Origin of the sequence: Rhizobium mesosinicum (assembly GCF_019511345.1) — a bacterium.
GTDB classification, from domain to species: domain Bacteria; phylum Pseudomonadota; class Alphaproteobacteria; order Rhizobiales; family Rhizobiaceae; genus Rhizobium; species Rhizobium mesosinicum.
Map to the genome: position 1 here is coordinate 115,640 of NZ_JAEUAK010000001.1, position 21,421 is coordinate 137,060.

The 21,421-nt window shown below is 59.8% G+C and carries 20 protein-coding genes; 11 read left to right on the top strand and 9 right to left on the bottom strand.

All coding sequences use genetic code 11. The features are described from left to right. Nucleotides 1-5: 5 nt before the first annotated feature. The 4 genes from kdpC to JNB85_RS00605 all read left to right on the top strand — a co-directional run bounded on the left by kdpC (nt 6) and on the right by JNB85_RS00605 (nt 4,524). Complete coding sequence (gene kdpC, locus JNB85_RS00590) at nt 6-575, top strand: potassium-transporting ATPase subunit KdpC (RefSeq protein ID WP_220332452.1); 570 nt, start codon at nt 6-8, stop codon at nt 573-575. A 63-nt stretch (nt 576-638) separates the two neighbouring features. Next, nucleotides 639-3,350 (top strand): sensor histidine kinase, encoded by a 2,712-nt coding sequence (locus tag JNB85_RS00595; RefSeq protein WP_220332453.1) that lies wholly within the window; start codon nt 639-641, stop codon nt 3,348-3,350. Then, nucleotides 3,347-4,039 carry a response regulator transcription factor gene (locus JNB85_RS00600; protein WP_220332454.1) on the top strand — a complete coding sequence of 231 codons (693 nt, stop codon included), beginning with the start codon at nt 3,347-3,349 and terminating at the stop codon, nt 4,037-4,039. Before JNB85_RS00595 ends, JNB85_RS00600 begins: the two co-directional genes overlap by 4 nt. A gap of 29 nt (nt 4,040-4,068) precedes the next feature. Then, entirely contained in the window at nt 4,069-4,524 is a 456-nt protein-coding gene (locus JNB85_RS00605) for a PTS sugar transporter subunit IIA (protein ID WP_220332455.1), read from the top strand. An 87-nt stretch (nt 4,525-4,611) separates the two neighbouring features. On the opposite strand, the gene JNB85_RS00610 is transcribed toward JNB85_RS00605, so the two are convergent. Next, entirely contained in the window at nt 4,612-5,640 is a 1,029-nt protein-coding gene (locus JNB85_RS00610) for a porin (protein ID WP_220332456.1), read from the bottom strand. 355 nt (nt 5,641-5,995) lie between these two features. Between JNB85_RS00610 and JNB85_RS00615 the strand changes: the two genes are divergently transcribed. The 5 genes from JNB85_RS00615 to JNB85_RS00635 all read left to right on the top strand — a co-directional run bounded on the left by JNB85_RS00615 (nt 5,996) and on the right by JNB85_RS00635 (nt 10,785). Next, the gene (locus JNB85_RS00615) at nt 5,996-7,021 is read left to right on the top strand and encodes a sulfate ABC transporter substrate-binding protein (RefSeq protein ID WP_220332457.1); all 1,026 of its coding nucleotides are present in this window, start codon (nt 5,996-5,998) and stop codon (nt 7,019-7,021) included. 8 nt (nt 7,022-7,029) lie between these two features. Beyond that, nucleotides 7,030-7,887: a sulfate ABC transporter permease subunit CysT gene (gene cysT, locus JNB85_RS00620; protein ID WP_220332458.1), complete on the top strand. Its 858-nt coding sequence runs from the start codon at nt 7,030-7,032 to the stop codon at nt 7,885-7,887. Then, on the top strand, nt 7,877-8,764 hold the full coding sequence (gene cysW, locus JNB85_RS00625) for a sulfate ABC transporter permease subunit CysW (protein WP_220332459.1): 888 nt from the start codon (nt 7,877-7,879) through the stop codon (nt 8,762-8,764). The genes cysT and cysW overlap by 11 nt, the downstream gene beginning before the upstream one ends. Nucleotides 8,765-8,774: 10 nt before the next feature. Beyond that, entirely contained in the window at nt 8,775-9,815 is a 1,041-nt protein-coding gene (locus JNB85_RS00630; protein WP_220332460.1) for a sulfate/molybdate ABC transporter ATP-binding protein, read from the top strand. Between the two features lie 160 nt (nt 9,816-9,975). Next, nucleotides 9,976-10,785, top strand: a complete 810-nt coding sequence (locus JNB85_RS00635; RefSeq protein ID WP_220332461.1) for a cell wall hydrolase — start codon at nt 9,976-9,978, stop codon at nt 10,783-10,785. 309 nt (nt 10,786-11,094) lie between these two features. Here JNB85_RS00635 and pepT read toward each other — a convergent pair whose 3' ends face one another. From pepT to JNB85_RS00670, 7 genes are all read right to left on the bottom strand, one after another. Continuing rightward, complete coding sequence (gene pepT / locus JNB85_RS00640; protein ID WP_220332462.1) at nt 11,095-12,327, bottom strand: peptidase T; 1,233 nt, start codon at nt 12,325-12,327, stop codon at nt 11,095-11,097. 125 nt (nt 12,328-12,452) lie between these two features. Next, nucleotides 12,453-13,511 (bottom strand): ABC transporter ATP-binding protein, encoded by a 1,059-nt coding sequence (locus tag JNB85_RS00645; RefSeq protein ID WP_220332463.1) that lies wholly within the window; start codon nt 13,509-13,511, stop codon nt 12,453-12,455. 4 nt (nt 13,512-13,515) lie between these two features. Beyond that, nucleotides 13,516-14,346, bottom strand: coding sequence for a carbohydrate ABC transporter permease (locus JNB85_RS00650; protein WP_220332464.1), 831 nt, complete (start codon nt 14,344-14,346; stop codon nt 13,516-13,518). Between the two features lie 4 nt (nt 14,347-14,350). Then, complete coding sequence (locus JNB85_RS00655; protein WP_220332465.1) at nt 14,351-15,286, bottom strand: carbohydrate ABC transporter permease; 936 nt, start codon at nt 15,284-15,286, stop codon at nt 14,351-14,353. A gap of 93 nt (nt 15,287-15,379) precedes the next feature. Then, entirely contained in the window at nt 15,380-16,639 is a 1,260-nt protein-coding gene (locus JNB85_RS00660) for an ABC transporter substrate-binding protein (RefSeq protein WP_220332466.1), read from the bottom strand. Nucleotides 16,640-16,676: 37 nt separating this feature from the next. Further along, entirely contained in the window at nt 16,677-17,843 is a 1,167-nt protein-coding gene (locus JNB85_RS00665; RefSeq protein ID WP_220332467.1) for a PLP-dependent transferase, read from the bottom strand. Then, nucleotides 17,840-18,562 carry a FadR/GntR family transcriptional regulator gene (locus JNB85_RS00670; protein WP_220332468.1) on the bottom strand — a complete coding sequence of 241 codons (723 nt, stop codon included), beginning with the start codon at nt 18,560-18,562 and terminating at the stop codon, nt 17,840-17,842. Before JNB85_RS00670 ends, JNB85_RS00665 begins: the two co-directional genes overlap by 4 nt. Before the next feature lie 475 nt (nt 18,563-19,037). On the opposite strand from JNB85_RS00670, the gene JNB85_RS00675 reads away from it, so the two are divergent. Further along, nucleotides 19,038-19,787 carry an SDR family oxidoreductase gene (locus tag JNB85_RS00675; protein WP_220332469.1) on the top strand — a complete coding sequence of 250 codons (750 nt, stop codon included), beginning with the start codon at nt 19,038-19,040 and terminating at the stop codon, nt 19,785-19,787. Between the two features lie 28 nt (nt 19,788-19,815). Further along, the gene (locus tag JNB85_RS00680; RefSeq protein WP_220332470.1) at nt 19,816-20,607 is read left to right on the top strand and encodes an SDR family NAD(P)-dependent oxidoreductase; all 792 of its coding nucleotides are present in this window, start codon (nt 19,816-19,818) and stop codon (nt 20,605-20,607) included. Between the two features lie 507 nt (nt 20,608-21,114). Here the strand turns inward: JNB85_RS00680 and JNB85_RS00685 are convergent. Further along, nucleotides 21,115-21,381, bottom strand: a complete 267-nt coding sequence (locus JNB85_RS00685) for a DUF2277 domain-containing protein (RefSeq protein ID WP_183742705.1) — start codon at nt 21,379-21,381, stop codon at nt 21,115-21,117. Nucleotides 21,382-21,421: the final 40 nt, after the last annotated feature.

Genomic DNA, 21,421 nt, shown 5'->3' on the forward strand with positions numbered 1-21,421 from the left:
ATTCAATGTTGAAAGAATTTCGTCCCGCAATCGTCATGATCGTTGCCACCACGGCTATCACCGGCCTTCTCTATCCGCTCGCCATGACCGGTGCCGCTCAGGCCATTTTCCCCTTCCAAGCAAATGGCAGCCTCATTGAAAAGGACGGAAAGATCATCGGCTCCACGCTGATCGGCCAGGCCTTCACCAGTGACAAGTATTTCCACGGCCGCCCGTCCGCTGCAGGCGATGGCTACAATGCCGCTGCATCCTCGGGCTCCAACCTCGGCCCGACCAGCCAAAAGCTGATCGATCGCGTGAAGGGCGACTATGACGCTGCCAAGGCGACTAACCCGAATGCCGAGGTCCCAGCCGATCTCGTCACTGCTTCGGGCAGCGGCCTCGATCCGCATATTTCACCCGATGCCGCCTACTTCCAGGTGCCGCGCGTCGCCAAGGCGCGGGGTGTCGATGAAGCCAAGGTAAAAGCGCTGGTCGATGCTGCCGTCACGGACCGCGAACTCGGCCTGCTTGGCGAGCCGACCGTCAATGTTCTGGCGTTGAACCAGGACCTTGATGCTTCTATGAGTGAGTAAAGGTCGAGAGCCCCGGACCGCGGCAAGCGGACCGGGGCTTGCTCGTGAAGAAAGACCAAACCGATGCCAGACGACCACCGCGATCAGGCCGGCAGGCCCTCGCCCGATGCGCTGCTTGAAAAGGCCCGCGCGGAGTCGCGCGGGCGCCTCAAGATCTTCCTGGGTGCCGCCCCCGGCGTCGGCAAGACTTATGAGATGCTGGTCTCCGGCCGCGCCAAGATGGCCGATGGTCTCGACGTGGTGATCGGCGTCGTCGAGACCCATGGCCGCAAAGAGACCGAGGCACTCCTTGCCGGTTTCGAGATCGTTCCGCGTGTGAAGATCACCTATCGCGGCCAATCGCTTGAAGAGATGGATCTCGATGCCATTCTTGCGCGCAAGCCCGATCTCGTTCTGGTCGACGAACTCGCCCATACCAATGCCGAGGGCAGCCGCCATCCGAAGCGTTATCTCGATGTCAAGGAGCTGCTCGACCGCGGCATCGATGTCTATTCGACGCTGAACATCCAGCATGTCGAAAGCCTGAACGACGTCGTTTCACAGATTACTCGCATCCGCGTGCGCGAAACTGTGCCGGACTCCGTGATCGACATGGCTGACGATATCGAGATCATCGACCTGACACCTGACGACCTCATCAAGCGTCTTCACGATGGCAAGGTCTATGTGGCAAAGACCGCCGAACGCGCGCTGACCAATTATTTCACGCCCGGCAACCTGACGGCGCTGCGCGAACTCGCCCTGCGCAAGACTGCCCAGCGTGTCGACGACCAGTTGCTGACGCATATGCAGGCGCATGCGATTTCCGGCCCGTGGGCCGCTGGCGAACGCGTCCTGGTATCGATTGACGAACATCCCCGCTCCGCGTCACTGGTTCGCTACGCCTCTCGCATGGCCGCGCGGCTGCGCGGGCCATGGGCGGCGGTCTATATCGAGACCAACCGGTCCATCAATCTCTCGGAAGCGCAGCGCGACACGATCGCGGCCACCTTGCGACTTGCCGAACAGCTTGGCGGCGAGGCGATTACCATTCCCGGCCGCGAAGTGTCCGAAGAGCTGGTGCGCCACGCAACCAGCAACAATGTCACCCACATCGTCATCGGCGCGCCGAATAAGCCGACATGGCGCGAATGGTGGTGGAGCCGCTCGACGCCGGATGAGCTGATCCGCCGAGCCGGCGACATCAGCGTGCATGTCATTTCCGGCAATGATAAGGATACCGCCTCGCAACGCGGCGTCAAAGCGGCTCCGAGCGTCCCGACGCTGAATTTCAGATCCTATATCCTCTCGACCGTCTATGTCGCGATTGCCCTGGCTGTCGGTGTGGTGCTCGATCAGGTTCTGGACGTGCGCAACCTGGCTCTCGTCTTCCTCATGGCCGTTCTGACATCGGCCGTCCTCCACGGCCTGAGGCCGGCGCTCTATACCTGTATCGTCAGTGCTCTCTCCTTCAATTTCTTCTTCCTCCCGCCGCGCTATACGCTGACGATCAGCGACCCCGAAAGCGTGCTGGCACTCTTCTTCTTCCTCGGTGTCGCCGTCATCGCCTCCAATCTGACCGCAACCGTGCAGCGACAGGCGGCGGCGGCCCGGCAAAGGGCGCGAACGACAGAGGACCTCTATCTCTTTTCCAAGAAGCTCGCCGGCACCGGCACGCTGGACGACGTTCTCTGGGCAACCGCCTTCCAGATCGCCTCCATGCTCAAGCTACGCGTCGTTCTGCTCCTGCCGGAGGATAATTCCATCGCGGTGAAGGCCGGATATCCGCCCGACGATACGCTCGACGACGCCGATATTGCCGCCGCGCGTTGGGCCTGGGAGCATAATCACGCCGCCGGACGTGGCGCGGACACCCTGCCCGGCGCCAAGCGCCTCTATGTACCGCTGCGCACCGGCCGCACCGCCGTCGGCGTCATCGGTCTCGACAGCGACCGCCTTGACGGCCCGCTCCTGACGCCCGAGCAGCAGCGCCTTCTGGACGCGCTCGCCGACCAGGCGGCCCTCGCCATCGAGCGCGTACAGCTCGTTGCCGATGTCGATCGGGCGAAACTTGCGGCGGAAGCAGACCGCCTGCGTTCGGCGCTGCTGACTTCGATCTCGCATGATCTGAAGACGCCCCTTGCAGCGATCCTCGGCGCGTCCGGCACGCTGCGCGACTATTTCGATTCCATGTCGGCCAATGACCGCACGGACCTTCTCTCGACTGTCGTCGATGAATCCGAACGGCTCAACCGCTTCATCGCCAACCTGCTCGACATGACAAAGATCGAATCCGGCGCCATGGAACCGAATTACGCGCTGCACTATGCCGGCGACATCGCCGGCAGCGCGTTGCGCCGCGCCGCCAAGATTCTCGACCGTCACAGAACGGAAATGACGATTCCCGCCGACCTGCCCATGGTCCGCGTCGATCCCGTTCTCTTCGAACAGGTCCTCTTCAACCTGCTCGACAATGCCGCCAAATACGCGCCCGAAGGCTCGGTCATCCGCATAGAGGGTTGGGCGGACGCCGAAAACGTCGTCGTACAGGTCTCCGACGAGGGGCCGGGCATTCCCCCTGCAGACCTCACCCGCATCTTCGACACCTTTTATCGCGTGCGCAAGGGCGATCAGGTGCGCGCCGGCACCGGCCTCGGCCTTTCCATATGTCGGGGCTTCATCGAAGCAATGGGCGGAACGATCACGGCAGGCAACCGCACCGACCGGTCCGGCGCCGTTTTCACCATCCGCCTTCCCAAACCGAATGACATTCCCAAACTGGATGAACTCAAGTGACCGGTTCAGCCGTCAAGATTCTCGTCGTCGACGACGAGCCCCCGATCCGCAAGCTTTTACGCGTTGGCCTCACCGCGCAGGGCTATGAAGTCCATGAGGCACCGAACGCCGCGGCCGCGCGCCAATCCGTCAAGGATGAGCAGCCTGACCTCATCGTGCTCGATCTCGGCCTTCCCGACATGCCAGGCCATGACCTTCTGCAGGAATGGCGCGAGGACGGGCTCACCATGCCTGTCGTCATTCTGTCGAGCCGCACCGACGAGGCCGGCATCGTCAAGGCGCTGGAAACCGGCGCCGACGACTATGTCACGAAGCCCTTCGGCATCAACGAGCTCGGTGCCCGTATCCGCGTGGCGCTCCGGCATCGCCTGCAGCAGCAAGGCGAGAAAGCGATCTTCCAGACGGGGGGCCTGTCGATCGATCTCGTCAAGCGCATCGTCAAGGTCGACGGCAGGGAGATCAAGCTGTCGCCGAAGGAATATGACATCCTGCGCGTGCTCGCCCAGCACGCCGGCAAGGTGCTGACCCATCAGTTTCTTCTGAAGCAGGTGTGGGGTCCGGCAGCGGACGTGCAATATCTGCGCGTCTATGTGCGCCAGCTGCGGCAAAAGGTCGAGCAGATTCCCGACCAGCCACACTATATCACCACCGAGACCGGCGTCGGCTATCGGCTCCGCGAGCCTGACTGATACGCGCCGAAAACAGCATCGAGAAAGAAATGAACCTCTCCAATATCATCCGGCCGGAGCACACTTTGATCGGCCTCTCGGTGACGACCAAATGGCGCGCGCTGCAGGCTATCTCCGAAAAGGCTGGCAAGGCCTTCGGCATTGACAGCCAGACCGTCCTTAAGGCACTCGAATCCCGTGAAAAGCTCGGCTCTACCGGTATCGGCAACGGCATTGCTGTTCCGCATGCGGCTATCGACGGTATGACGAGCCCACGCGGCATGCTGATCCGCTTCGCCCAGCCGCTGGATTTTGATGCGATCGATGATATCCCGACGGACATCGCATTCGTGCTGCTCTTCGGGGAAAACAATCGTGGGGAATATTTGAACGTGCTTGCCGCCATCGCCCGCAGGCTTCAATCGGAAGGCGTCTTGGCCGCCATGCGCAAGGCCAGAAGCGTCGATGAATTCTATTCGGATTTCATCGCCGATTTGCGCGTGTAAGGAATCCGATTCGCGCTTTCCACCTTCTCCCCGCCGTGACGGGGAGAAGGCAAATCGGAACAAAGGGGCCGCTTCGGCCCACTTTTATTAGAAGTCGCGCTGGAGACGCAGGAAACCGAAGGTTTCGTCGTCGCCGTCTTCTTCGTCGTGATACTGAACGCTGACCTTGCTGCGCAGATTTTCAGCGATCTGGTAGTCGACGGTGACGCCGGTCGTATAGGCACTGCCGCCGCTGAAGCCCTTGCCGTCAGCGTCGAGATCGATCTTGTCGAAGTACTGGAAGGCCGGGGTAACCGCCCACTTGTCGGTGAGCTTGACCTTGTACTCGGCAGCGACCGTCCATTCGGACTCTTCGTAGTAGTAGTTAGCGCCGCTAGCCCAAATGCCAGCGAGGCCGAGGGTGCCGGGACCGATGTCGGCATACAGGATTGCGCGGATGGCGCCTTCCTCGTTGTCGGTATCGTAGCTGCCGAGCAGGTAGCCGCTGAATGCGCCGCTCTTGAAGGAAACCTGGGCCGCGACGCCGAAGTTGTTCGGGCCTTCGCCCGGCTTCTCGTCATAGGCTTCTTCAAGTTCGTCGAGCGAGATACCGGCTGCGAAGCGGTCGGTCTCGTACTGGTAGCGGATCGAGTTGTGGGTCGTTTCGTTGCTCGAGAGCGTGTCCGTCTCGCCGCTCAGATCGTCATCCCACCAGCTGTACTGCTTACCAACGCGGAAGCCGGCGATATCGATATAACCTTCGTCGAGCGTCGTCGTCTGGTTGGTGGCGTTGTCAGCGTTGGTACGCAGCGTGATAACGCCCGTGAGCGTGCCATACTCGGTGTCGTTCTTGGTCTGGAAGGTGACCTGACCACGGGTAACGGCATCCCAGTCAGAGTCGTTGGTATCCCGGCCGCCGGCGTTCTGGCTGACATTAAGCTGGAAACGGATGTAACCTTCGATCTTCAGGCAGGTTTCCGTGCCCGGGATGTAGAAGTAGCCAGTCCCGTAGGCGTCGCAAACGCGAACATATTCTACGGGCTCCGGCTCGGCGGCGACGATAGCGTCGGCTGCATGTGCTCCGGAAACCGCTGCAAGGGCGGCGACAGAGCCAAGAAGGATAGTTTTAATAGACATCAGAAAGACCTTTTACGGTTTGAAAGAAGCAAGCAGTGCTTCAAGGGCACCCCTGCCGTCGGTCGCCGAATCCCAACGACCGGACGTCCATGTAGGCACTCGAAAACGTCAGTGCTGCAAAAGAGGACAAAAAATCGACACATCAGAGCCACTTTCAAGTTCGAACTGTGGCAGAAAAATCACGATTGTGGCGTAACGGCCTGATCGGCCGCGACCAACTGTCAGCACGTCCTGTTCGCAATCAGCCGCTGAAAATGGGATGGCTTTCTAAGGTTGGTCCCCGGAACCGGAACAATCTTCGTTTCATTATACGACCTAGTTGATAGAGTTTACCGCATAACCACGGAGGGTTCCCATGCAGACTTCAAGGCTCACCCGGCTCATCGCGGCCGCGGTCATGGCAAGCAGCTTTGCGATCGGCAGCGTCGCACCGGCCTTCGCCGATCAGACGCTTCTCAACGTATCCTATGATCCGACGCGCGAATTGTATAAAGATTTCAACGTTGCCTTTGCCGCCAAGTGGCAGAAGGACACCGGTGAAACCGTGACGATCCAGGCATCACACGGCGGTTCCGGCGCCCAGGCCCGCTCCGTCATCGATGGCCTGGAGGCCGATGTCGTGACGCTCGCCCTCGAAGGCGATATCGACGCCATCGCAAAGAAGACCGGCAAGATCCCGGCCGACTGGAAGGCCAAGTTCCCGAACAATTCAACCCCCTACACTTCGACGATCGTCTTCCTCGTGCGCAAGGGCAACCCCAAGGGCATTAAGGATTGGAGCGACCTGGTCAAGGAGGACGTGCAGGTCATTACGCCGAACCCGAAGACTTCGGGCGGCGCTCGCTGGAACTTCCTGGCTGCCTGGGCATGGGCCAAACAGGCCAATGGCGGCGACGACGCCAAGGCGCAGGAATATGTAGCGAAACTGCTGCAGCATGTTCCGGTTCTCGATACTGGCGCTCGTGGTGCTACGACCACCTTTGTCCAGCGCGGCCTTGGCGATGTCCTGCTCGCCTGGGAAAACGAAGCCTATCTCTCGCTCGAGGAACTCGGCCCCGACCAGTTCGAGATCGTGACCCCCACCTTCTCGATCCGCGCCGATCCGCCGGTCGCAGTCGTTGATGGCAACGTCGACAAGAAGGGCACACGCAAGGTCGCGGAAGCCTATCTGAACTACCTTTATTCGGATGAGGGCCAGAAGATCGCGGCAAAGCACTATTACCGCCCGATCAAGCCGGAAGCAGCCGATCCGGCCGACATTGCCCGCTTCCCTAAGCTAACGCTCGCCACGATTGACGACTTCGGCGGCTGGAAGGATGCACAGCCGAAATTCTTCGGCGATGGCGGCGTATTTGACCAGATCTACAAGCCGGCCCAATAATAGGTCTTATGAGCGCACATAACCCCACACGGTGGCGGTTCAAGCGGCCGAGCGTCATTCCGGGTTTCGGACTGGCGCTCGGCCTTACCTTGATCTGGCTTACCCTCATCGTCCTTATCCCGCTGTCTGGCCTCGCCTGGCGGTCGAGCACACTTGGCTGGGAGAAGTTCTTCGGCATTGCATTCGACCAGCGGACACTGAGCGCGTTGCGCATCAGCTTCGGCTGCGCCTTCATTGCCGCCTGTCTCAACGTCGTCTTCGGTGTCATCCTTGCATGGGTGCTGGTGCGTTACCGGTTCCCCGGCAAACGCGTAATCGACGCCATGGTGGACCTGCCCTTCGCCCTGCCGACGGCCGTCGCCGGCATCGCGTTGACCACGCTCTATGCTCCGAACGGCTGGGTCGGGCAGTTCCTGACGCCACTCGGCATCAAGATCGCCTTCACGCCGGCCGGCATTGTTGTCGCCCTCATCTTCGTCGGCCTGCCCTTCATCGTGCGAACGGTCCAGCCGGTCATGGAAGAGATAGACAAGGAGGTGGAGGAGGCTGCCGCCACGCTCGGCGCCAATCGTTTCCAGACAATAGCGCGCGTGCTGCTGCCGGGCCTTGCGCCCGCAGTCCTGACGGGTTTCGCCCTTGCATTTGCCCGCGCCGTCGGCGAATACGGCTCGGTCATCTTCATTGCCGGCAACCTGCCGTTCAAATCGGAAATCGCGCCGCTGCTGATCGTCATCAAGCTCGAAGAATATAACTATGCAGCAGCGACCGGCATCGCGGCGATCATGCTGATCATTTCCTTCACGATGCTGCTTGTCATCAATCTCATCCAGAGCTGGAGCAGGCGGAGGTACGGTTATGGCGTCTAATGCTAGCGCAACCGTTTCGACCGTAGAGCCGCACAAGGTTCATTCGGCTGTCACAGAGAGCAAGGTCGCCCGTATCACGCTGGTTGTGATCGCACTCGTCTTCCTGCTCTTGATCCTGTTGCTGCCGCTTGCAGCCGTCTTCGTCGAAGCTTTTCGCAAGGGTGCCGGCGCTTTCTTCACAGCGCTCCAGGATGCCGAAACCTTCTCGGCGATCCGCCTGACATTGATCGTTGCCGGCGTCAGCGTGCCGCTCAACCTCGTCTTCGGCATCGCCGCTGCCTGGGCGATCGCCAAGTTCGAATTCAAAGGCAAGGCGTTCCTGACCACACTGATCGATCTGCCCTTTTCGGTCTCGCCTGTTATCTCGGGTCTCGTCTTCGTGCTGCTCTTCGGCGCCAACACCTGGCTCGGCCAGTGGCTGAGCGCCAATGACATCAAGATCCTGTTTGCGGCGCCCGGGCTGATCCTCGCCACTATGTTCGTCACCTTCCCCTTCGTTGCGCGCGAGCTTATCCCGCTCATGCAGGAACAGGGAACGCAGGATGAGGAGGCAGCTCTTTCGCTTGGCGCGAGTGGCTGGCAGGCCTTCTGGCACGTCACCTTGCCGAACATCAAATGGGGCCTGCTCTACGGCGTCCTTCTCTGCAATGCCCGCGCCATGGGCGAATTCGGCGCCGTTTCGGTTGTGTCAGGCCATATTCGCGGGCAGACCAATACGATGCCGTTGCAGGTGGAAATCCTCTACAACGAATATAACTTCACCGGAGCCTTTGCGGTCGCTTCGCTTCTGGCCTTGCTTGCCCTCGTCACGCTTGTTTTGAAGACGCTGCTGGAAATGCGCTATAGCGCCGAAATCGCCGCCAGCCGGCGGCACTGAGGGAATTAGAATGGAAGTACGCGTCCAAAACCTACGCAAGGAATTCGATCGCTTTCCGGCGCTCCACGATGTCTCGCTCGATATCCGCTCTGGTGAATTGATTGCACTGCTCGGCCCGTCCGGTTCCGGTAAGACCACGCTTCTGCGTCTGATCGCCGGCCTTGAAAGCCCGACCGAAGGCCAGATCTTCTTCGGCGAAGAGGATGCATCGAGAAAGACCGTCCAGCAGCGCAATATCGGCTTCGTATTCCAGCACTATGCCCTTTTCCGCCATATGACAGTGCTCGAGAACGTCTCCTTCGGCCTGAAAGTTCGCAGTGCGTCGCGCCGTCCGCCAAAGGCGGAGATCCGCAAGCGGTCACTGGAGCTGCTCGATCTGGTGCAGCTCTCTGGCCTTGAAAAGCGCTATCCGGCACAGCTTTCCGGGGGCCAGCGCCAGCGTGTGGCGCTAGCCCGCGCCATGGCGGTCGAGCCGAACGTCCTGCTGCTCGACGAACCCTTTGGCGCGCTCGATGCACAAGTGCGCAAAGACCTGCGCAAATGGCTGCGCGAAATCCATGACCGAACAGGCCACACCACCGTCTTCGTCACCCACGATCAGGACGAAGCGATGGAGCTTGCCGATCGTGTCGTCGTTATGAGCCAGGGTGCAATCGAGCAGGTTGGCACGCCGGACCAGGTCTATGACACCCCCAACTCGCCCTTCGTCTTCGGCTTCGTCGGCCAGTCCAATTGCCTGCAGGTGGAAGTGGCCGAAGGCGATATCCGCTTCGAAGGCCGCTCCCTGGGTCTCAATGCCGAGGGTGAGGCCGACGGCGCTGCGCAGCTCTATTTCCGCCCGCACGATGTCCGGCTCTGCGAATCCGCCGAGAACTGCATTGCCGGCCGACCGGTCGCCAGCCGGCGCGTCGCGGGTACCCGCCATATCGAGCTCGACATCGGCAACGACCGGCCGCATATCGAGATCGAGCTTCCGCCGAGCGAGGCCGACAGGCTCGACCGATCGCGCGTCGCCTTCAAGCCGACACGCTGGAAGCTTTTCCGGAATTGACGTTGCTCCAACATCGGCTCCCGCCAGAATCGTATTTTGGCGGGAACCCGTTGTTATTTTTGTGATCTCCGGTTGTTTGTATTTTTGTCACATGCCGGGTAAAAACGTTTTCGCTTAGATCGAGAAGGGCTGGACTAATTCCAATAGGAGGCACCTGGCGTTGAGGGCGGAGATTTCCTTTGGAAAATCCCTGGTCGGGATTTTATTCGTAGGACTGGCAGCCGCGAGCTGCACGACGACACCGAAACCGGCGGCAGCGCCGGTTAAAGCCAAATCGAAACAGGTTCAACCGGCAAAGGTCACTTTCAATTACACCACAAAAGATCGCGACTGCCTGAAGCGGGCGATGTACTTCGAATCGCAGCATTCGGACGAGAATGGCTATCTCGCCGTCGGCAGTGTGATCATGAACAGGCTGACCTCCGGCGCCTATGCCGACTCCATCTGCGGCGTCGTGGCCCAGAAGAAGCAGTTTGCGCCTGGCGTCCTGACACGCGAGGTCAAGCCGCAGGCAGAGCCGGAGCTTGCGACCGCAGCTGACGCGATCCTGAGCGGCGAACGCCACCCGGCAGTGAAGGACGCAATGTTCTTCCACACCGCCGGATTGAAATTTCCCTACAATAACATGCACTATGTGACGGTAGCGGGCGGCAACGCCTTCTATGAAAAGCGCGACGAAAATGGCACGCTCGAAACGCCGCCACCACTGCCGTCCTACGAAGTCGCGATGAACTATGTCCCCGGCGAGAGCATGCTGCCGCCACAGTTCGAGGTGCTGATTCCGTCAGATGTTCCGGTACCTATCCCATCTCCCGACCCAGCGGCGACGGCAAGCATCAACCCGATGCCGATGCCCGCAGCGGCGACGGCAATCGAGCCTGAACCCGGCACACCGATCGCCATCCCAACACCGCGCCCTGCCTATGACAGCGTGATGTTGCGGCCAAGCATTCCGGCAAACGGCGGCTGATCCCGGAGGGAGGAGCGCTAGAGCCTTTCCTGGCAGGATTGCAGCATTCTGTTGGCTCAAACAGAGTCGGATGGTCGACCGGCCAGCGCGCGTCGTAGCCCAGATCTACGGCCAAGCCGGCCGGTCGATCAGGCGGCCCGTTTCAGCCAACCCCGGTGGTTTGCTTGCAAACCAGCCAGGCCGGGCATCTTTGCGCCAGGATCAAAGGCGATCGGCTCGGCCGTACCTGCAGGTATGCCCTTCGCCAATCGCCTTTGCCCTGACACAAACCTGCTCCGGCAGAATGCTTCAATCGAACCAGTAAAGGCTCTAGGCGCGCTCTTCCCAGACCTTCGCAAGCTCCACGATCGTTCTGACAGCCTTTTCCATATCCTGGTGGCTGATCCATTCGAGCGGCGAGTGAAAAGCGTGACCGCCAGCGAAAATGTTGGGACACGGCAGGCCCATGAAGGAAAGACGCGAGCCGTCGGTGCCGCCGCGGATGCTGCCGCGTACCGGCGTCATACCCGCCCGGCGCACCGCCTCGACTGCGTTCTCGACGATCTCAGGATGACGGTCGAGAACCACCTTCATATTGCGGTACTGTTCCTTCACGTCGAAATCATAGGTCGAGCCCGGATAAGCCTTCATCACGTCCTTGACGATCGCTTCGAGCATCGCTTCCTTTTCGGTCAGACCCTCGTCGGTGAAATCGCGGACGATAAGGCTGATTGCGGCCTTTTCCATCGAGCCGGCCACTCCTGTCGGATGAATGAAACCGTGCCTTCCCTCAGTCGCCTCCGGCGCAATCTCCTTCGGTAGCCGGTCGATGATCGCGCCGGCGATCTTGATGGCATTTTCCATTCTGTCCTTGGCAAAACCCGGATGGATTGCGACGCCTGTGATAACAATATCGACGCTATCTGCCGAAAAGGTCTCGTCCTCGATATGGCCGGCGGTTTCGCCGTCCATCGTATAGGCGAAATCCGCACCGAGCTTCTCCAGGTCGACCTTGTTGACGCCGCGACCGACTTCCTCGTCCGGGGTGAACAGGATCTTGATCGGCCCGTGTTTGATCTCACGATTGTCGACGAGGATCTGGGCCGCAGTCATGATTTCTGCCAGGCCAGCCTTGTCGTCGGCCCCGAGCAAAGTCGTTCCGTCGGTGGTAACGATATCGTTGCCGATCTGGTTTTTCAGCTCAGGATGTTCCGACACGCGGATCACCCGGCTCGGGTCAGCGGGAAGCTGGATATCCCCGCCCGCATAAGCCTTCACCATCTGCGGCTTGACGTTCTTGCCGGTGAAGTCAGGCGCAGTGTCCATGTGCGAGCAGAAGCAAATGACCGGCACGGTCTTGTCGGTATTGGCCGGAATGGTCGCATAAACATAACCATGCTCATCGAGATGCGCGTCCGAAAGGCCGATCTCCAAAAGCTCGGCAACCAGAATCCGGCCGAGATCCTTCTGTTTTTCGGTGGTCGGCTGCGTGGACGAGGCGGGATCGGATTGGGTGTCGATGACGACGTAGCGGAGAAAACGGTCGAGAACAGTGTCTGTCATAATATCCATTCCAGCATGATCAACGTCCGCTCATATAGCCATCGGAGGCCTTATGGTGAAAGCTCTTTCCGCTTGTGACGGATTGAATCACCATCCGCCCTGAGCCGGGCTATGGCCTTTGCCGGTTAATCGACGCGATTGCCTTCGCCGTTGAACACATGCAGGTGCTTGGCCGGAAAGGCGACCTTGACCTTCGGTCCCGCATCCAACGCTTCACGATCAAGGGTAAAAATCTTGAATGGCAGGCCATGCAGCGAAAGGTGCAGGATGATGCCGAAGCCTGTAGGCTCGACGAGTTCGACATCGGCGGCAATTCCGGCTCCGTCATTGGTCATGACGACATGTTCCGGCCTGATGCCGAGCGTGACCTTTTCGCCGTTCGACAAAGGCAGTGACTTATCGACCGGCACGATTGTGCCGTCCTTCAGCTTCACGCCGCCCGCCTCGTAGTTCGCCTCCAGGAAATTCATGCCCGGAGAACCGATGAAACCCGCGACGAATAGGTTGGCAGGGCGATCATAGAGCTCCAAGGGGCTTCCGACCTGCTGCACGACCCCGCCATGCATGGCGACGATCCGGTCCGCCAGTGTCATCGCCTCGATCTGGTCGTGGGTCACGTAGATCGAGGTCGCCTTGAGGTCGCCATGCAGTTTCTTGATTTCGGCGCGCATCTGTTCGCGCAGGCGCGCATCGAGGTTCGAGAGCGGCTCGTCGAACAGGAAGGCCTTTGGCTGCCGCACGATAGCGCGGCCCATGGCGACGCGCTGGCGCTGGCCGCCGGACAGCGCCTTCGGCCGGCGTTCCAGCAACGGATCGAGGCCGAGCTTGGAGGCCGCGCCTGCAACGGCACTGGCGATCTTTTCCTTCGCCGTCTTTCGGAGCTTCAAGCTGTAGCTCATATTGCCGGCAACATTCATGTGCGGATAGAGCGCATAGGACTGGAACACCATGGCGATGTCACGGTCTTTCGGGTGCAGTTCGTTGACGCGGTTGCCGGCAATGCGGATCTCGCCGCCGGTCACGTCTTCGAGGCCGGCGATCATGCGCAGCAGTGTGGACTTGCCGCAGCCGGACGGGCCGACGAGGACGACGAATTCCCCATCCTTGATTTCCAGATCGACGCCATGCAGCACCGGGAAATGGCCGTAGGATTTCTTGATATTCTTGATGTCGATCGATGCCATGTAACTAACCCTTGACCGCGCCGGCCGTCAGGCCCTGGACGAGATAACGCTGGATGAGCAGGAAGAAGAGACCGGCCGGAATAAGCGCCATGACGCCTGCCGCCATCATCTGCCCGAAATCTACGGAGAATTTCGAAACGAAGGTGAGAAGACCGACCGGGAAGGTCGCCGCGTCATTGCCGTTGATCAGCATCAGTGCGAAAAGCAGCTCGCTCCAGGCCGCGGTGAAAACGAAGCCGAGGGTTGCCGCGATGCCGGGCAAGGTCAGCGGCAGGATGATCTGCCGGAAGGCCACGAACTGGGTGGCGCCGTCGATCATGGCGGCCTCCTCCAGATCCTTAGGAATGCCGTCGAAGAAAGACTGCATCAGGAAGGTCGCAAAGGGGACATTGAAGGCGGTATAGACGATGACGAGACCGGTCAGGCTGTTCGTGAGATGCAGCGGCGACAGGATCTTGAAGATCGGCGCCACCAGCATCACGAGCGGGAACATCTGTGTCAGCAGCATCAGCGCCACGATCCAGTATTTCGCCCGGAAGGTGAAGCGCGACAGCGCATAGCCGGACAGCGAGGCACAAATCGTCACCGCCACTGCTGTTGAGGCAGAGACGATAACGCTGTTCTTGAAGAAGGTCGGGAAGGCACTGTGCTGCAGCACGAAACTATAGTGCTCCCAAGTGGTCCGCGACGGCCACATGCGCACGCCCTCTGTGTAGAGCAGGTCGTTCGGCGTGACCGAAACCTTCAGGAGCCAGAAGAGCGGAAAGAGCGCGAAAACAACGTAGACAAGGATCGCCAGACGGTGCGCGACAGTGGGGAGAATGGATTGTCTCATCGGCTCAATCCTTGGACAGAAGGCTCTGCCGCAGCAGGATGATCAGCATGGAATAGGCGAGAAGCAGGACCAGCAGCACCAGCGCGATTGCCGAGGCATAGCCGAAGTCGAGCCGCTTGAAGGCCTGAGTGAAAATGTAGCTGGCGACGATCTGCGTCCTGTCGGCCGGGCCGCCACCAGTCATGACGACGATGAGATCGGCGAAATTCGAAATCCAGACGGTGCGCAGCATGACGGTGATGGCAATCGTCGGCGCCAGAAAAGGCAAGGTGATCGACCAGAAGCGCTGGAACCAGCCGGCACCGTCGATCGAGGCCGCCTCATAGAGATCGCGTGGGATTGCCTGCAGGGCTGCAAGCAGCGTGATGGCAAAGAAAGGAATACCCCACCAGACATTGGCGATGATCGGCCCCCACATCGCATATTGCGGATCGGAGAGAATATTGCCCGGCGCGCTCATCAGCCCGAGCGCAAAGAGCCAGTGCGGGATCGGCCCGATGACCGGATTGAAAAGCCAAGCCCAGTTCAGTCCGGCAAGGAATGACGGTACGGCCCAGGGCAGGAAGACCAGCGCCTGAATCACACCCCTGCCCCAAAACGGCTTGTCGAGCAGAAGGGCGAGGATGAGACCGAAGATGAATTGCAGGATCACGGAAGCGCCGGTCCACCAGAGCGTATTCTTCAGCGCACCATAGAAGGCCTTGTCCTGTGCAAGCTCCCGGAAATGCTCGATCCCGACAAAGCCACCGGAAAAAGGATTGAGCAACTGTATATCGCGGAAGGCATAGGAAACCCCGACCACCAGCGGGACCAGCATGACCGCAATGATCAGGATCAAGGAAGGCGCGCTATAGAGATAAGGTTCCGAGGCATCGGCCAGGCGGCGCAGCCATGGCCGGCGGTCGCGGCGCGTCTCGAGCGGGTCGGCGGTGATGGTCATTTACCCGATACTTCCCCTTGCGGCGCTTCGGCGCGCCGTCTGTCGTTGCATGAGCGGCGGCGGAAGATCTCCGCCGCCGTTTGCACGGTTGACCTACTTCTTGGCGAGGAACTTCTGCTGTGCCTTCGTGAGATAGGCGGCCCACTGATCGGCGAGATCCTTGGCCGAGATGTCGCCGAGCAGCGCCTGCTGCGAGGTCTTGATCGCCATGGAATCCTTAAAGAAGGCGAATTCCTCGAGGTAAGTCGGCATGACCGTCGGGACGGTATCCTTGTCGGAAAGCTCCTCGAACCAACCCTTGAACTGGTCACCGGCGTAGAAAGGATCCTTCTCGGCGGCCGTATAGGCCGGCAGGGCACCGATCTTCTTGTTCCACTCGATGTTGCCTTCAGGCCCTTCGAGGGTTGCGATCAGCTTCCAGGACAGGTCCTTGTTCTGGCTCGTCGTAAACATCGACCAGCCGCCGTAGCCGATGGTCGGATAGGACTTGCCGGCCGGACCTTTCGGCAGCGGAGCGACGCCGAAATCTTCTTTTTTCATGCGCTCGGCAATGGCGATCAGCGCATCCGGATCCTGGTCAAGGAAGGCGCAGGTGCCAGAATAGAAGCCGGCGACAACCTCGTTGAAGCCCCAATTGACGCTGTCCTTCGGCGCATAGCCCTTCTTGTAGAGATCGACCATCCACTCGATGCCCTTTGCCCAGCCTTCGCTGTTCATGGTCGAGGTGCCGTCTTCCTTGAAGTACTTATTGTCACCGGCCATGGAGGCGGCGAAGATCATCCAGCCGTTCAGGCCGCCCGGACCGCCGCGCATGCAGTAGCCGTATTTGCCCGGCAGCTTGGAGACGGCTTCAGAGGCCCTGGTGAAATCCTCCATGGTCTTCGGCGGTTCCTTGACGCCGGCCTCCGCGAGCAGCTTCTTGTTGTAGAACATGGCGCGCAGATAGAAGCCGTAAGGCAGCATGTATGCCGTGTTCTTGACATCCCGGCCGAGTTCGAGCGCACGCGGCGTCAGTTCCTTGGTGTGCTCCCACTTTTCGAGATAGGGCTCCAGGCTTTCGAGCATGCCGTTATTGGCATAGAGCGACAGCCAGGTATCGGGCATTTCCATGACGTCGGGCACATCGCCGGCCGAGACCATGGTCGCGAACTTCTGGAAGGCTTCGTTCCAGGGCAGCGAGATGATATCGACCTTGGTGCCGGGATTGGCGGCTTCGAACTTGCCGACGATTGATTTCAGCGTCTCGGTGCGCTCCGGGCTGGTAATGACTTCGACAAGCTTCAGCGTGGTGTCTGCAAAAGCCGTACCCGCCATCATCGTGGCAAAGAGCGTTGAAAGAATAAGCTTTTTCATTTTCGGTTCCCCTCCGTCGTTGTTTGTGAGGTTTCAGTTAAGAGGCGACGGCAATCGCCTCCTCGATATCCCTCCACAGGGCCTCGGTTCCTTCGAGGCCGATATGGAGGCGCACAGATCGCGGGCTGATGCCGAAGGCTTGTGCGGAGTTCGGCTGTGCCTTTTGCTGCAGCACCACTTCGCCCGGGACGATCAGGCTTTCATGCCCACCCCAGCTGACACCCAGTTTGAAAAGCTTGAGGTGATCTGCGAAGGCTCTGATATCGATGCCTTCGCGGAATATGAAGGAGAAGAGGCCCGACGTGCCGTTGAGGCAGGCAGGCAGGCGATTGGCGAGGCCCGGATGGCAGACCTGTTCAACCACGTCGAGCGCCTGCAGGCGCTGCGCGATCGTCATAGCCGCCGCCTCATGCGCCCGCATGCGCAAAGGCAGGGTCCGTAAGCCGCGGATCAGCAGCCAAGCGTCAAAGGGCGACAGCTTGCCGCCGAGATAGGGATAGGATTCGGCCTTGATGCGGGCGATCATCTCCCTCGAGCCGGCGACGACACCGGCAACGACATCGCTGTGGCCGCCAAGATATTTGGAGGCCGAATGAATGACGAGATCAACACCGAGTTTTATCGGCCGCTGGAAGAACGGGCTCGCCCAGCTATTGTCGATCATGGTGACGACGCCATGCTTCTTGGCGAGTGCGGCGAGCACGCCGACATCATGGGCTTCCATCACCCAACTCGTCGGGCTCTCCATATAGAAGACTTTGGCCCCTGGCAGCGCCCTGGCGACGGCCTCTTCGTCACGGCCGTCGACATAGGTCACCTCGACCTTCATGCGCTTCAGGATGGTGCCGAACAGGCGGAAGGCATCGGGATAGACATGCTTGACCGCAACGATGCGGTCGCCCGGCTCCACGAAGCTCAAGACGGCGGACGAGATCGCCGCCATGCCGCTTGCAAAACCCAGAGCATCCTCGGCACCTTCGAGCTTTGCGAGCATCTCCTCGAACATGCGCACGGTCGGGTTCAGACCTCGCGTATAGATCGGCCGCACCTTTTCGCCGCGATAGGAGGCGATCATGTCGTCGTAGTCGGAGAAGGTGAAAAGCGAGGTTTGGAAAATCGGCGGAACGACGGCTTCGGCGAAGTTGCCTTCGTCATGAGCGGTGATCAGCGAGGCAAGGTCGAACGGTTCGAGGCCGTCAGTCATCGGGACATTTCCTTGATGTCTTCCTCGACCACGTCGAGGATTTTCAGTGTCTCGCGCCGCGCCGCCTCGGTGTCCTGGGCGGCAATGGCGTTGAAAAGGGTTCGGTGAAAGGGAAAGGAACGGCGGGCAAAATCCTGCCGGTCAAAGGGATGCGACCAAAAACGCTCGAAGGCCTCGCGCATCTGCTCGAGCAATTGCCGAAACAACGGATTGTGCGTGGCGTCATAAACAGCGAGATGGAAAGCAAGGTCTTCCGGCCCGGACGTACCCTTGGCAATATGCACCCGCTCCATTTCGTCGAGCTTTTCCTCGATGATCGCGAGGTCTCTGGCAGTTCGCCGGCGAGCGGCCACCATGCCGGCTTCGCATTCGATACCGCGGCGAACCTCAAGTGTCTGTAAAAGTGCGTCACGCTGATGCGTCGTATCGAGCGACAGCGGCATATGGACCGTATCTCGGGAAACCGGTTTCAGCAGATAAGTTCCACTACCCTTGCGTGTCTCGATAACGCCGAGCGCCTGAAAATGCCGGATTGCCTCGCGAATGGTGGAACGCCCGACGGCAAGGGCTGCCATCAGCTCACGTTCCGCCGGCAGCCGGTCACCCGCCTGAAGCCGGGCATCCTCGACATAATGCGCCAGCGCTTCCGTCACCTGACGGGCGCGGTCAATCGCCGGAAGCGGCCGGATCACCGGCCTGTCGCGATCATTTGCCTTCATGGTTCCCCAAGTTCTTTTCTAAGGCAGTCGACCTTAAATTGGTCTGACATCTTAGCATTTCTCAAAGATGGAGAGGCGTCAAGGCGGTATTTACTACAGCGGATTCCCTCTGACCCTGACTCATTCACCGAATGCGGACCTACTTTGACTTTCCGAGGTCCCGCCTCACGCTAAAGAGGCTCAAATTACTGCTTCCACTGGATTATTTTTCGAAATCATATTTAGCGTTTTGCGGGTTGGCCGTCTGACTACGCCAAGCTCCAATCGTAAAGTTGCCCCCCGTTTTCGTCACGTACTGGGATTGTTCCGTTGACCCTTCAGCTTGCTAGCCCTGATGCTCCCCGCCTCAAACGTTCGGCCTGGCCGAACAACAGAATTGCTTTTGGCCCACTAATTCGAACGGCTCTCCAGTAGTAAATCCTTGTCATCGACCCCGGCATCGAGGCCGTCTCAACAACGCAAAAGGAAATCAAACATGTCCAGACTTGCTAACAAGACCGCCCTCATCACCGGGGGCACCAGCGGCATCGGCCTTGAAACGGCTCGCCAGTTTGTCGCCGAGGGCGCGCGCGTCGCCGTGACGGGCAGCAGCGCTGCCGGTGTCGAAAAGGCGCGCAAGGAGCTTGGCGAAGACGTCATCGTCATTCAGTCCGACGCTGGCAACGTCGCCGGTCAGAAGGAGGTCGTCAACCAGGTGACGAAAGCCTTCGGCCAGCTCGACATCCTGTTCGTCAACGCTGGCGTCGCTCAGTTCGGTCCCGTCGAGAGCTGGTCGGAGGCGGACTTCGACAAATCGTTCGCGACGAACGTGAAGGGCCCCTATTTCCTCATCCAGGCTCTCCTGCCGATCTTCTCCAAGGGCGCCTCGATCGTGTTGAACACGTCGATCAACGCGCATATCGGCATGCCGAACTCGAGCGTCTATTCGCTGACGAAGGGCGCCCTCCTGACGCTGGCAAAGACGCTCTCGGGCGAGCTGGTCGGTCGCGGCATCCGCGTCAACGCCGTCAGCCCTGGCCCGATCGCGACACCGCTTTACGGAAAGCTCGGTATGTCGGAAGCTGATATGAAGGCGATGGCGGAAGGCGTGCAGAACCAAATTCCGATCGGTCGGTTCGGTGACGTGTCGGAAGTGGCGAAGACGATCGTCTTCTTCGCATCTGACGAAGCGGCCTATATCGTCGGGAGCGAACTCATAATCGATGGCGGCATGAGCAATCTTTAATCGACATACAACCTCACAGGAGCAGAAAGTGCAGATCGATCTCAAAGGAAAGACAGCCCTGGTGACAGGGTCCACGGAGGGCATCGGCTACGCGATCGCCCGGCAGCTCGCGAGAGCGGGCGCGGACGTCGTCGTGAACGGCAGATCCGAAGACAAGACCGCGAGGGCCGCCGAACGGTTGAGAAACGAAGGTGCCAAGGCCAGCGTCACCGCGGTCGCGGCCGATCTCGCGACCGCCGAAGGATGCAACGCGCTTGTAGCCAAGCTTGCCCATGTCGACATCCTCATCAACAACGCTGGCATCTTCCAACCGAGCGACTTCTTCGACACCAGCGATGAAGTGTGGGACCGGCACTGGCAGGTGAACGTCATGTCGGCGATCAGGCTATCCCGCGCCTATCTGCCAGGCATGGAGAAGGCGAACTGGGGCCGCGTCATCTTCATCGCCTCGGAATCGGGCTTCAACATCCCTGTCGAGATGATCCACTACGGGGTCAGCAAGACGGCCGATATCGCCGTCGCTCGTGGACTCGCCAAGCGCATGGCAGGCACCGGCGTGACTGTGAACTCGGTTCTTCCCGGCCCTACTCTCTCGGAGGGCGTCGAGGCAATGCTTGCCGACGAGCAGCAGAAGACCGGAAAGTCGATTGAGGAAGTTGCCGCCGACTTCGTCAAGCAACACCGCAGCAGCTCGCTCATCCAACGTGCTGCCAGCGTCGACGAGATCGCGAACCTGGTGACCTATCTCGCATCCCCGCTCGCATCGGCCACGACTGGGGCTTCTATGCGGGTGGACGGCGGCCTCATCGACACGCTTTGAGAAGAGGCCGGTTTACGGCGCAAGCTCAAGCTTAGAACATCTGAAAGCCCCCGCAGAAGATGGAGGTTTTCGCCCGTGCAACCGAGTGTGGCGGGCAGGATATAGGGGTAGGCTAGGCTTCGAGACCTACCGCTAGCTCCGGGCGCCGTCGGCCAAGCTGTGCCAGCTAACACTCAATAGCCCACTTTCGCGGGCTTTTTTGTGCATTGCCGGCCGGCAATCTTGCAGGGCGAAAACCGCGGGATTCTGGGGACGGGAAATCGCCTTCATATTGGGGAAAGAGTAGTGCTTCGAGAAAAATGCGCAAAAACAACGAGCTACCAAAAACGGGCAAAAAGCGGGACAGTGTGTCAGAGGGCATTTGCCTGAAGAGCACCCGTCGCAGAATATCTTCGCCAAGGAACTGCTCGGCTTCGAGTATCGTATCCGAGCAATGAGAAATCACTGACACACTCCAGGCAACAGGGCGAACCACCCGCCAAATGGAGGAATTGCAAGGCGGCTTTCTTAAGCGAAGCGGGTCGCTGCCCGTGCCCGCGCTTTCGCGGCTACTTCGTCGCGATCGCGAGGAGGTTGAGAGGTCTCCAGCGAATTAAGCAGTTCCCTGGCGCATTTCGCGATTGACACCACCGCGTGTTCAAAAGCGGCCTCATTGCGTTTTGATGGCCTGTTGGTTCCGCTCAACTTGCGTACGAATTGAAGCGCCGCATCATGGATTTCCTCGTCCGTCGCTGGTGGATCGAAGTTGAATAGGGGCTTGATATTTCGGCACATGCCTTGCTTTCCTTTTTCGTCACTCCGCCGCTTCAAACGG